The sequence below is a fragment of the Leifsonia soli genome (assembly GCF_013408745.1).
In the GTDB taxonomy this organism is placed as follows: Bacteria; Actinomycetota; Actinomycetes; order Actinomycetales; family Microbacteriaceae; genus Leifsonia; species Leifsonia soli.
In genome coordinates this window covers 2,299,399-2,311,444 of sequence record NZ_JACCBJ010000001.1, presented here as the reverse complement: position 1 = coordinate 2,311,444, position 12,046 = coordinate 2,299,399, and the positions used below count along the sequence as shown (strand labels likewise).

Sequence of the window (12,046 nt, the reverse complement as noted above, 5' to 3'; positions counted from 1 at the left end):
GGGCGCCCACCGCGGCGCCCGCCGCTCAGTCGGTGCCGGAGTCGAACGCTGCGCCCTCGGAGCTGAGGTCGATCTCGCGCGAGAGCTCCGCATCCACCGGCTCGACGCCCTCGAGGATCGCGCGGGCGCTGCCCTCCTGAAGCTCGCCGACCAGCGCGCCGGTCGGGCCCCCGATGAGCCCGGCCGCCGCGTACTGCTCGAGCCGCGAGCGGGAGTCGGCGATGTCGAGGTTGCGCATGGTCAGCTGGCCGATGCGGTCGCCCGGGCCGAAGGCGGAGTTGCCGACGCGCTCCATCGACAGCTTCTCCGGGTGGTAGCTGAGCGCGGGCCCGGTGGTGTCGAGGATCGTGTAGTCGTCGCCGCGGCGGAGGCGCACGGTGACCTCGCCGGTGATCGCCGAGCCGACCCAGCGCTGCAGCGACTCGCGCAGCATGAGGGACTGCGGGTCGAGCCAGCGGCCCTCGTACATCAGGCGGCCGAGGCGGCGGCCCTCGTTGTGGTAGTTCGCGACCGTGTCCTCGTTGTGGATGGCGTTGAGCAGCCGCTCGTAGACGATGTGCAGCAGAGCCATGCCCGGCGCCTCGTAGATGCCGCGGCTCTTGGCCTCGATGATGCGGTTCTCGATCTGGTCGGACGCGCCGAGGCCGTGGCGGCCGCCGATCGCGTTCGCCTCCAGCACCAGGGCCACCGGGTCGTCGAACTCGACGCCGTTGATGGCGACCGGACGGCCGGCCTCGAAGCGGACGGACACCGTCTCGGGGACGACCTCGACGTCGTCGCGCCACGCGGCGACGCCCATGATCGGGTCGACGATGTCGAGGCCGGCATCCAGCTCCTCGAGGCGCTTCGCCTCGTGGGTGGCTCCCCAGATGTTCGCGTCGGTCGAGTACGCCTTCTCGCTCGGGTCGCGGTACGGGAAGCCGCGCGCGACCAGCCACTCGCTCATCTCGGTGCGGCCGCCGAGCTCCTCGACGAACGCGGCGTCGAGCCACGGCTTGTAGATGCGCAGGCGCGGGTTGGCGATGAGGCCGTAGCGGTAGAACCGCTCGATGTCGTTGCCCTTGTAGGTGGAGCCGTCGCCCCAGATCTCGACCCCGTCCTCCATCATCGCGCGCACCAGCAGGACGCCGGTGACCGCGCGGCCGAGCGGGGTGGTGTTGAAGTATGTCTTGCCTGCCGAGCGGATGTGGAAGGCGCCGCACTGCAGCGCGATCAGGCCCTCCTCGACCAGGGCGCGCTTGGCGTCGACCAGGCGGGCGATCTCGGCGCCGTACTCCTTCGCGCGGCCGGGGACGGCGTCGATGTCGGGCTCGTCGTACTGGCCGATGTCGGCCGTGTACGTGCAGGGCACGGCCCCCTTCTCGCGCATCCAGGCGACCGCGCAGGAGGTGTCGAGCCCTCCCGAGAACGCGATGCCGACTCGTTCACCGACGGGCAGACTGCTCAGAACCTTGGACACGGCATCCAGCTTACTTGGCGCACATCCTGAAAAGAGCGGTCAGCCGCGGCCGTCGAGGGATTGCGCTGGGCAGGTTCCGCCGGGCGCCGTGCGCAGCTCGAAGTGCCAGGCCTCGTTCGCGTAGACCTGGCAGAGTCCCCACTCGGCCCCGAAGCGGTTGAGGTAGTCCATCGCCCCGGCGTCGGCGATGTCGACCGCCTCGCCGCGGACGTGGGCGGAGTCGCTGCCGCGCTTCACCCACTTCTCGGCCTCCTCCTCGCTGCCGTACTGCTTCACCGCCTGGGCGAACAGGTGCTCCTGGTAGCGCTCGGAGCGCCAGCCGTCGGCGATGGTGATGGCGGAGCCGGCGCCCTCCTGCCGCATCGCGGACTGCGCATGACGGAGCGCCGCCAGCAGGTCCGGGTCGAGATGGGCGACGGCGGGGCGGTCGCTCTCGAGGGGGAGGGAGGTTCCGTCGGGGATGTAGCCGTCGGCGTCGGTGAGGCCGACGGCTCCCGGACCGCCGCTCCCGCCGCTCCCCGCGGATCCGCCTCCGGGCACGGTCGCCGGAGCGCCCACCGTCTGCGCCAGAGCGCCGGAGCCGGTCGTCGAGCATCCGGCGAGGGCGACGGCGAGGAGGAGGGCGGAGGCGACGCCGACGAGGCGCTTTGTTGGGTGCATGCCTCAACGCTCGCAGTGCCGGGCGGTCGCTCGCGTCCGTCTCGGGGCGCATCCGGGTCCCCCCAGCGGACGACCTCGCGCCCCCGCCGATCCCGTCCGCATTCGTCACGAATGGTCGTCATTCGGCGCGAATGGCGACCATTCGTGACGAATGTGCGCGGTGGAGGACGCTCGGGCTGGCGCGGGGTTTCGCGCAGTGGCTCGCGCGAGGGTATCCGGCTAAGGGAGGCGGGGCGTGCGCGGGGGAGCGGTGCGGCACGGCGCGAGGCGCTCGAAGGCGGACGCCAGCGCGAGCAACGCCGAATCGTCGTACGCGCGGCCGGCGAAGGTGAGGCCGACGGGCATCCCGATGTCGTCCATCGTCCCCATCGGCACGGTGACGGTGGGGATGCCGAGATGACGCGGGACGAGGTTGCCGTTCGCGACCCAGACGCCGTTCCGCCAGCCGAGGTCGGCGGACGCCGGGTTCACGTCCATGTCGGCCGGCCCCACATCCGCGACGGCGGGGAAGACGACGGCGTCGAGACCGAGGCCGTCCATCCACTCCTCCAGGTCGACGCGCCGGGTCTGCTCGAGTCCGCGCAGGCCGTCGGCGAGCTCCGGGATGTCGGACAGCGCTATTCCGGGATGCGCCCGCACCCAGGCGGGGTAGTCGGCGATGTCGTCCTCGAACCCGTCGTACCGATCGGGCAGAGCGCCGTCGGGGTGCGGGAAGATGCGTGCGCCGTCGACGTCGGCCAGGGTGCGGAGGGCCGGATCGCCGTTGGCGGCGAGGAAGTCGTCCCACGCCCACGCGGAGAGGTCCACGATCTCGCGCCGGAGGAACGCGGGGGTCACCAGGCCGCGGGTCGCGATGGACGGCGCGCCGGCCCGGTCGCCCTCGTAGTTCGTCACCGCCGGGAAGTCGACCTCGACGACCGTCGCCCCGTCCGCCTCCAGGTCGCGGCGGGCGCGCTCCCACAGCGCGATGACGGATGCGCGGGTCTCGATCGGGCGGCCCGTCGCGCCGCCGATGCCGCCGCGGCCGCCCGGTCCGCCCTCGCCTGTGCCGGCCTCCGGGTCGGCGTTGATGTACATCCGGGGCACCCCGAACCGCCGCCCCGCCAGCGGGACGCTACCGGCGAGAGCGGGGTACGACGCGGGCCGCAGCTCCGACGCGCGCGGGATCGGAACCCACGGCTGCGCGCGCCAGAAGTCGCCGCGGGTCTCCGGGTCGTCGGCCACGATCACGTCGAGCACCTCGAGCAGGTCGGCCATCGTGCGCGTGTGCGGCACCACCACATCCATCGTCGGCACCAGCGGCCAGTTGCCGCGCACCGAGATCACGCCACGGGACGGCGTGTAGGCGCACAGGGCGTTGTTGGATGCAGGGGCCCGGCCCGACGACCAGGTCTCCTCGCCGAGGCCGAACGCCGCGAAGCTCGCCGCCGTGGCCGTGCCGGAGCCGTTCGACGACCCCGAGCCGAACGCGGCGGTGAGGTAGTCGGCGTTGTACGGAGATTCCGCGCGGCCGTACACGCCGCGCTGCATGCCGCCGTTCGCCATCGGCGGCATGTTGGTGAGCCCGAGCAGGATGGCGCCCCCGGCGCGCAGGCGCTCGATCGTGAACGCGTCCCGCTGGGCGATCAGCTGCGCGAAGGCCGGTGAGCCCGCCGCCGCGGTGAGCCCGCGCGCCAGGTAGCTGTCCTTCGCCGTGTACGGGATGCCGTCGAGCGGTCCGAGCGTCTCGCCGCGCGAGCGCCGCAGATCGGAGGCGCGGGCCTCCGCGATGGCGTCCGGGTTGCGGACCACGACCGCGTTGAGGCGCGGGCCGGCCGCGTCGTACGCATCGATCCGTGCGAGGTACGCCGTGACCAGCTCCTCGCTGGTGGTCGCCCCGGCCTCCAGCGCCCGCCGCAGATCCGCGATGGGCGCCTCCACGACATCGAACGTCATGCGCTCACCGCGGGCTGCTGCTGGGTGATGCAGTGGATGCCGCCGCCGCGCGCGAAGATCGGGCGCGAGTCGACCATCGTTACCCGGCGGCCGGGATACGCCGCCTCGAGGATCTCCGTCGCCTCGGCGTCCGCGCGCTCCTCGCCGAAGCCGCACGCGACGATGCCGTCGTTGACGACGAGGTGGTTGACGTAGCTCCAGTCGACGAAGCCCTCCTCGTCGCGGAGGGTGGCGGGGGCGGGCAGGTCGATGATGTCCCAGCTGCGGCCGGCGACGTCGGTCGTGCCGGAGAGCAGGGCGTGCAGCTCGCGCGAGACCTGGTGGTCGGGGTGCTCCGGGTCGCGCTGGGTGTGCAGCAGCAGCCGCCCGGGGGCGGGGATGGTGGCCACGATGTCGACGTGGCCGTTCGTCCCGAAGTCGTCGTAGTCGCGGGTGAGGCCGCGCGGCAGCCAGATCGCGTGCGTCGCGCCGATCGTGCGGGCGAGCTCGGCCTCAACACGCTCCTTGTCGGCGTAGCGGTTGCGCCGCGGGTCGAGCTGGACCGTCTCGGTCAGCAGCACAGTGCCCTCGCCGTCGACGTGGATGCCGCCGCCCTCGTTGACGAGGAGCGAGCTGATCAGCTCGGCGCCGGTGCGCTCGGCGACGAACCGGGCGATCTCGGCCGACGTGTGCCACTCCGCCCACTCGGGGTCGCCCCAGCCGTTGAACGTCCAGTCGACGGCTCCGAGCACGCCGGGGCGGTCGTCGTCGACCACGAAGGTGGGGCCGAAGTCGCGCATCCAGAACTCGTCGAGGGGAGCTTCGACCTGCTCGATGTGGCTTCCGAGCATCCGGCGGGCGCGGTCGCGCTCGCTCGGGTCGACGACCATCGTGACCGGCTCGAACTCGGCGACGGCGTGGGCGACGGCCGTCCACGCGGCGTACGCCTCCTCGGCCGATGCGGCGTCGTCGCCGAGCGTGAGGCCGGTGCGGGGGAAGGCCATCCAGGTGCGCTCGTGCGGTGCGGTCTCTGCGGGCATGCGCCAGGTCATCGGTGTCCTCCGCGGTCGGCGACGATTGTTGATCGAATGATCAATATCTGAGGCGACCGTACCTATACTGGGCGGACCATGTCAAGAGCACCCCGCCGCCCGCCCGCGGAGCGCCGCGCAGAGCTCTCGGCTGCCGCGCGCGACCTCGCGCTCGCCGACGGGCTCACCGCGGTGACCATGCGGGGCGTCGCCGGCCGCGCCGGGGTCGCTCCCGCCCTGGTCGCGCACTACCACCCGGTGATGGACGAGCTGGTCGCATCCGCCTTCACCGCGGTCGTCGCCGCCGAGCTGGATGAGGTGCGCGCCCTCCTCGGCCGCGAGGACGACCCGACGGCCCGGCTCGCCGCGCTGCTGCGCACGCTGCTGGACGGCACGCGCGACGACGTCACGCTCGTCTGGGTCGAGGCGTGGGCGCTCGGCCGGCGCAACGAGGCGCTCGCCGCGGCGGTGCGCGACCAGATGGACGCCTGGCAGGCGCTCCTCCTCGACGTCGTCGAGCGCGGGGTCGCCGCCGGCGTCTTCCACACGGACGACCCGGCGCAGGCCGCGTGGCAGTTGCTCGGGATGATCGACGGCCTCAACGCGCAGGCCCTGGTGCGTTGGGGAGCGGGCGGCGATCGCGGGCCCGTCCTGGCGCACGCCGTCGAGGGCCTCCTCGGCCTGCGCCGCGGCACGCTCGCCGCCTGAATCCGCTCCGCCGAATCCCCTGCTCAGGCGAGTCGTGACTCGTTGCCTGAATCCGCCCCGAGCGGTGACATGATGTCGGAACTCGGGTCGAGCGGTTGGGGGAGGGATGGGGCGTCAGCCGATCCAGGCCAGCAGCTCGGCGCGGAACTCGTCCGGTTTCTCGATGTGGGCGGAGTGCCCGCAGTCCTCGAACACGACCTCGCGCGTGGTGCCCCCGGCCGCGGCGTAGCGGTCGAGCACGGCCCGCGTCTGCGCGAGCATCGGCTGCGGCGGAGCGACCTGGTCGCCCGGCCATCCCGGGATGATGCCCGCGGCGCCCAGCTGGTTGAGGTCGAAGAACGACGCGTCGCCGACGATCGCGTCGACCGCGCCGTGGATCCACAGGATGGGCGGCTTGGCCGGCGCATCCACGATGCCCGAGGTGTCGAAGTACGTCGGGGCCAGCGTGTTCAGGATGCCGCGGGTGCCCGGCGCGAACCCCGGCCAGTGCTCGGACGGCGTCGAATCCCCCGGGTAGTTGTCGGGCCCGGTCGCCGTGGAGAGCATCGACTCCACCCAGAGGTCCTCATGCTCGGAGACGAAGCCGGGCGCGACGTACGAGGAGCGGTACACGGCGCGCGGCGACGTGGGCGCCTCCTCGCCGGTGTCGCCCGCGGCGAGCCGCGCCACGAAGTCCGGGTTGGCCCCGCCGCCGCCCGTGCCCGAGGCATCCGCATTCAGCAGGCTGCCGTCGGCGGCCGTCCCTCCGAAGCCGTACGGCGAGACGGGGGAGACCAGGGTCAGGCTCGCGACGAGGTCCGGCCGGTCGAGCAGCAGCTGCATGACCACGCCGCCGCCGAGGCTCCAGCCGACCACGTGCACGGCGCCGAGGCCGAGCTCGTCGGCGACGGCCGCGACATCGTCGGAGAAGTCGCGGACGCCGCGGGTCGCATCCACCGGGAGGGTCTCGCTGTCGCCGAACCCGCGGAGATCGACCGCGATGGCGCGCACGCCCTCCGGCAGCGACAGCATGAGCGGCTGCCAGAACAGCGACGACGAGACGTTGCCGTGCACGAACAGCACGGTGCGGAGAGGGTCGCCCGTGGCCGGGCGTTCCAGCACGTTGGCGGTGTAGCGGGAGGTGCGGACGGCGCGGGCGTCGATGCCGGGCAGCAGCGTTCCACTCATCGGGGTGTCTCCTTCGGGTCGAGCACGGGGAGGACCTGCCGAAGTCCGGCATCGGTCATCAGGATCGTGTAGTGGTTCACGTCGTCGGCCTCGTGGATGCGCATCCCGGGCAGCCGCTCGTGCCACTCGGCGACGACGGCGGGGTCGTAGAGGGGCGGTCCGTCCAGCAGGCCGCGGGGAGCGCGCACGAGGTCGATCGGAAGCAGGAGGGAGGCGAGCGCCTCGGCGTAGCCGGCGGACCCGTCGAGTTCGAGCGCGTTCACGGAGACGGCCTCGGCGTCGGCGCTCGACCGGAGCTCCGGGGCGTCCCCGACGAGGTCGTAGGCGACGTAGTCGGCGATCGCGGGGTTCCACCACGGACCGATCGCCGGATGCCGCCGCCAGAACGCCTCATACTCCTCCGGCGACGCGAACCGCATCCGCAGGCGCTCGATCGCGGGGCCCAGCACGACGGCGGGCACGTCCTCGGGCGCGACGCCCTCCGGAGGCGGGAGGGGCAGGCCGCCGTCGATCAGCACCAGCCGCTCGACCCGGTCCGGGTGGCGTTCGGCGAAGCGGACCGCGACGAAGGCGCCCATGGAGTGGCCGGCGACGACGACGCGGTCGAGGGAGAGCGCATCCAGCACCCGGGCCAGGTCGTCGGCGTGCTGGACGAGCCCGAACGGTCCGGGGAGGCCGGAGCTGCGCCCGCGCCCGCGCAGATCGGGCGCGATCAGGCGCCGGCGCGGCAGGCGGTCGGCGGCCAGCAGCCAGGCGCGGTGGCTGGCGGTGATCCCGTGGACGGCGAGGATCGGCATCCCCTCGGCGTCCGGGTGCCACACACCGCCGGCGAGGTCGCCGCCGGCCACCGGGACCGTGAACGGCGCGTAGCCCGCCCGTGTGCTCACCGCGCGCTCCACCCGCCGTCCATCGTGTAGCTCGCGCCGGTGACCATCCCCGCGTCGTCTCCCGCGAGCCACAGCGCCAGACCGGCCACCTCGGTCGGCTCCACCAGGCGCTTGATCGACGCCTCCGTCAGCATCACCTTCTCGACCACCTCGTCCTCCGGGATGCCGTGGAGACGCGCCTGATCGGCGATCTGCTTCTCCACGAGCGGGGTGCGGACGTAACCGGGGTTGATGCAGTTGGAGGTGACGCCGTGCGCCCCGCCTTCGAGCGCGGTCGTCTTCGAGAGCCCCTCCAGGGCGTGCTTGGCCGTGACGTACGCCGACTTGAACTCGGACGCCCGCAGTCCGTGCACGCTGGAGATGTTGACGATCCGGCCGAAACCCCGTTCGTACATTCCGGGCAGCGCCGCACGAATGAGGAGGAACGGCGCCTCCACCATGATCCGCAGCATCAGGGCGAACGTCTCCGGCTCGAACTCGGGGATCGGGCGGACGTGCTGGATGCCGGCGTTGTTCACGAGGATGTCGACATCCACCGCCGCTCCGGCCAGCTCGCCGGTCTTCGACAGGTCGACCTCCCACGCGTCGCCGCCGAGCCGCTGCGCGACCGCGCGCGCCGCGTCGCCGTTCAGGTCGGCGATCGTCACCCGGGCGCCGGCGGCTGCGAACGCCTCGGCGCAGGCCAGCCCGATGCCGCTGGCGCCGCCGGTGACCAGCGCGCGCCTCCCCGTGAGATCGGTCATCGTCGACGCTCCTTCCCGCCGGGCCAGCGGCTTGCGGGCCGCGGATCGCCGTGCGCTCCACGCGCACTCTAACGCTGCGCGTCGGGAACGGGGAAGAGCGGCGGTCGGCTCGGCCGCGCCTCAGCCGTAGACGAGGCAGATGCGCTCCCGGATGGTGTCGAGCGTGCCCATGATCGCGACCGACTGCGAGAGCGGCAGGCGCACATCCTCTCCGCCGCCCGCCGCGATCAGCCGTTCGATCGCGCGCGCCTGGTACTGCATCCCGCGTCCGTCGATGCGCGACTCGTACGTCTCGATGACGTGGCCCTTCGCGTCGACGACCCGGAAGGAGGTGGGGGCGAAGAAGGTCGCGGCGAGTTCGACGCGGGCGTCCGTCCCGATCACGGTGGCGCTGTTGTCGCCCGCGGCGTCCAGCTCGGTGGTGAGGGCCGCCTGAGCGCCGCTCTCGTAACCGAGCAGGATGGACGTCTGGCGGTCGACGCCGGTCGCGGTCGGCGTCGACAGTGCGAGCACCTGGTTCGGCGCGCCCAGCACATCCCAGGCGAACGACACCGGGTAGATGCCGAGGTCGAGCAGTGCGCCGCCGCCGAGAGCGGGGTTGAGCATCCGGGCGGCCGGGTCGGGGTTCGTGAGCTGGACGTGGTGGGCGACGACTGAGCGCAGGTCGCCGAGGGTGCCGTCGCTGATGATCTCCTGGAGGCGCTCCATGTGGGGCAGCCACCGCGTCCACATCGCCTCGAGCGCAATGAGGCCGCCCGCGTGCGCGGCGTCCGCGATCTGCTGCGCCTCGGCTTGGTTCATCGTGAACGGCTTCTCGACGAGCACGTGCTTGCCGGCCGCCAGCGCGAGCAGGGCATTGGGGGCGTGCTGCGGATGCGGCGTCGCGATGTAGACGATGTCGACGTCCGGATCGGCGACCAGGTCTTCGTAACTGCCGTGGGAGCGCGGGACGGCGTGCGCGGCGGCGAACTGTGCGGCAGCCTCCGGGGTTCGGGAGCCGACCGCGGCGACGGTGTGGCCGTCCAGCTGCAGGTCGCGGGTCATGGCGGCCGCGATGCCGCCCGTTCCGAGGATGCCCCACGTGGGGGAGGAGGTCGTCATGCGGTCATCGTACCGACGGGTCGGTCGGTCGGTCGGCCGCTGCCGTCGTCGGAAAGGGAGGAGAAACGCCCCGGCGCGCCATCAAGGAGCCGGAATCGGAGGAGTTTCTGGCCGCGGCGGGTCGGAAGTCCTCCGTTTCGCGCACGGCTGGGGACGGAGGGTGACGGGGCGGGCGAGACGTGGTGCGGCGTCACGCGACCGGGATGCCGACCGCGTCCTCGGCGTGGTGGCACGCCACCTCGCGCAGCGGGATGCCCGGTCCGTGCAGCGGACGCAGCGGGGGGACCGCCGTCCGGCACTCATCGGTCGCCATCCAGCAGCGCGGGTTGAACCGGCAGCCGGAGGGCGGGTCCACCGGCGACGGCGGCTCGCCGGCGAGGATGCGGCGCTGCGCCAGCCGGCCGCGGCCCTCGCGGGTGGCGGTCGGCGTTGCCGACAGCAGGGCCTGCGTGTACGGGTGCGACGGGCTCTCGTAGAGCACGTCGGTCTCGCCGAGCTCGGCGATGCGGCCGAGGTACATCACGGCGACGCGGTCGGCGATGTGACGGACGACGGACAGGTCGTGCGCGATGAACACGATCGACACTCCGAGCCGGCGGCGGATGTCGCCGAGCAGGTTGATCACCTGCGCCTGCACCGACACATCCAGCGCGGACACCGGTTCGTCGCAGACCAGCACGTCCGGGTCGAGTGCCAGGGCGCGCGCGATGCCGATGCGCTGGCGCTGGCCGCCGGAGAACTGGTGCGGGAACCGGGTGAGCATGTCCTCGCCGAGCCCGACCAGCTCCAGCAGCTCCACCGCCCGGGCCCGCCGCGCCGAACGGCCCATCGCGTGGGCCGCGGCGATCGGCTCCGTGACGATGTCGAGCACGGTCATGCGCGGGTCGAGGGAGGCGTACGGGTCCTGGAAGATCATCTGCACCCCCTCGCGGAGGCGCTTGCGGTCGCGCCGGCGTCCGCGGCTCACGTCGGTGCCCCGGTACGAGAGGGTGCCGCCGTCGGGGCGCTCGAGGCCGACGAGCATGCGCGCGAGCGTCGACTTGCCGCATCCCGACTCCCCGACGATGCCGAGGATCTCGCCGGCGTGGAGGTCGAGCGAGATGCCGTCGACCGCCGAGACGGTCGCGGGCCGCAGAGCCGACCCTGTCGCGAAGCGGCGCACCAGGCCCTGCGCGCTGAGGACGACCTCGGCGTCCGGGGCGTCCCCGCGCTCGGCGAGCGGGTCGATGACGGAACGGGTGTCAGCGGACGAGTTCACCGATGAGCTCCTCGGATCGGATGCAGGCCGCACGCCGACCGGGGGCGACCTCTTCGAGCGGGGGACGGACGCTGCGGCAGGCCTCGACGGCGAGATGGCAGCGGGGATGGAACGAGCAGCCCGAGGGGACGCGGGCGGGGCTGGGCGGCGACCCCGGGATGGTGAGCAGATCCGACCCGCGCTGCGCCGCCTGCGGAACCGACCGCAGCAGCGCCTCCGTGTACGGGTGCGCGGGGCGCGCGAACACGGTGTCGGCGTCGCCGGACTCCACGATCCGCCCGGCGTACATCACGGCCACCCGGTCGGCGACCTCCATCACGACGCCCAGGTCGTGCGTGATCAGAAGCACGCCCATCCCGAGCCGGTCGCGCAGCGATCCCAGCAGGTCGAGGATCTGCGCCTGCACCGTCACGTCCAGCGCGGTCGTCGGCTCGTCCGCGATGAGCAGCTCCGGCTCCAGGGCGATGGCCATGGCGATCAGGATGCGCTGGCGCATGCCGCCGGAGAACTGGTGCGGGTAGTCGTCGACCCGGCGTTCCGGGGCGGGGATCCCGACGAGCGCGAGGAGTTCCGCTGCGCGGGCACGCGCCTCCTTGCGGCCGGCGCCGCGGTGCACGCGGAAGAGCTCGCCGATCTGGTCGCCGATCGTCATCACCGGGTTGAGCGCCGACAGGGCGTCCTGCAGGACGAGCGAGATGCGCTCGCCGCGGAGCCGCCTGCGGGCCTCCTCGCCGATGGAGAGCAGGTCGACGTCCCCGAGCCGAAGCACGTCGGCCGTGACGCGGGTGTTCTCCTCGCCCAGCCCCATGATCGCGCGCGCCGTGACGGACTTGCCGGAGCCGGACTCGCCCAGGAGTGCGACGAACTCGCCCCGGCCGACGCGGAGGTCGACCTCGCGGACCGCGGGGATGTCGGGGCCGCCGCCGGTGAAGGCCACGGAGAGATTGCGTACCTGCAGCACGTCGGTGCTGTGCGCGTTCGATGTGTCCACGTCGACATCCTCGCATGTGAGTCGTTTCCGGAATGTTTCAATCAGGAAACATCCGTGCCGAATTTTCAAATCAATGTTGACACAGCTGCCGGATATCCGCGAGATTGGCTGCTGTTGCGCCTGATTG

The 12,046-nt window shown here is 72.7% G+C and carries 11 protein-coding genes; 1 reads left to right on the top strand and 10 read right to left on the bottom strand.

The features are described 5' to 3' along the window. Nucleotides 1-25 precede the first annotated feature (25 nt). From argG to BJ963_RS11175, 4 genes are all read right to left on the bottom strand, one after another. Complete coding sequence (argG, locus tag BJ963_RS11190; RefSeq protein WP_089907962.1) at nucleotides 26-1,459, bottom strand: argininosuccinate synthase; 1,434 nt, start codon at nucleotides 1,457-1,459, stop codon at nucleotides 26-28. Nucleotides 1,460-1,498: 39 nt separating this feature from the next. Further along, nucleotides 1,499-2,119, bottom strand: a complete 621-nt coding sequence (locus BJ963_RS11185) for a M15 family metallopeptidase (RefSeq protein WP_089907964.1) — start codon at nucleotides 2,117-2,119, stop codon at nucleotides 1,499-1,501. A 219-nt stretch (nucleotides 2,120-2,338) separates the two neighbouring features. Further along, a complete protein-coding gene (locus BJ963_RS11180; protein ID WP_179456638.1) occupies nucleotides 2,339-4,054 on the bottom strand; it encodes an amidase in 1,716 nt (571 codons plus the stop codon). Beyond that, entirely contained in the window at nucleotides 4,051-5,085 is a 1,035-nt protein-coding gene (locus BJ963_RS11175) for an agmatine deiminase family protein (RefSeq protein ID WP_179456636.1), read from the bottom strand. The genes BJ963_RS11180 and BJ963_RS11175 overlap by 4 nt, the downstream gene beginning before the upstream one ends. Nucleotides 5,086-5,163: 78 nt before the next feature. On the opposite strand from BJ963_RS11175, the gene BJ963_RS11170 reads away from it, so the two are divergent. Continuing rightward, a complete protein-coding gene (locus BJ963_RS11170) occupies nucleotides 5,164-5,772 on the top strand; it encodes a TetR/AcrR family transcriptional regulator (protein ID WP_179456634.1) in 609 nt (202 codons plus the stop codon). Between the two features lie 114 nt (nucleotides 5,773-5,886). On the opposite strand, the gene BJ963_RS11165 is transcribed toward BJ963_RS11170, so the two are convergent. The 6 genes from BJ963_RS11165 to BJ963_RS11140 form a co-directional block, all read right to left on the bottom strand. After that, the gene (locus BJ963_RS11165) at nucleotides 5,887-6,939 is read right to left on the bottom strand and encodes an alpha/beta hydrolase (protein ID WP_179456632.1); all 1,053 of its coding nucleotides are present in this window, start codon (nucleotides 6,937-6,939) and stop codon (nucleotides 5,887-5,889) included. Further along, nucleotides 6,936-7,826 (bottom strand): alpha/beta hydrolase, encoded by an 891-nt coding sequence (locus BJ963_RS11160; RefSeq protein WP_343037263.1) that lies wholly within the window; start codon nucleotides 7,824-7,826, stop codon nucleotides 6,936-6,938. The genes BJ963_RS11165 and BJ963_RS11160 overlap by 4 nt, the downstream gene beginning before the upstream one ends. Further along, on the bottom strand, nucleotides 7,823-8,569 hold the full coding sequence (locus BJ963_RS11155; RefSeq protein ID WP_179456628.1) for a 3-hydroxybutyrate dehydrogenase: 747 nt from the start codon (nucleotides 8,567-8,569) through the stop codon (nucleotides 7,823-7,825). The genes BJ963_RS11160 and BJ963_RS11155 overlap by 4 nt, the downstream gene beginning before the upstream one ends. Nucleotides 8,570-8,689: 120 nt before the next feature. Beyond that, nucleotides 8,690-9,670, bottom strand: a complete 981-nt coding sequence (locus BJ963_RS11150; protein WP_179456626.1) for a Gfo/Idh/MocA family protein — start codon at nucleotides 9,668-9,670, stop codon at nucleotides 8,690-8,692. 190 nt (nucleotides 9,671-9,860) lie between these two features. Then, the gene (locus BJ963_RS11145) at nucleotides 9,861-10,928 is read right to left on the bottom strand and encodes an oligopeptide/dipeptide ABC transporter ATP-binding protein (RefSeq protein ID WP_179456624.1); all 1,068 of its coding nucleotides are present in this window, start codon (nucleotides 10,926-10,928) and stop codon (nucleotides 9,861-9,863) included. Further along, entirely contained in the window at nucleotides 10,912-11,919 is a 1,008-nt protein-coding gene (locus BJ963_RS11140; protein ID WP_179456622.1) for an oligopeptide/dipeptide ABC transporter ATP-binding protein, read from the bottom strand. The genes BJ963_RS11145 and BJ963_RS11140 overlap by 17 nt, the downstream gene beginning before the upstream one ends. Nucleotides 11,920-12,046: the final 127 nt, after the last annotated feature.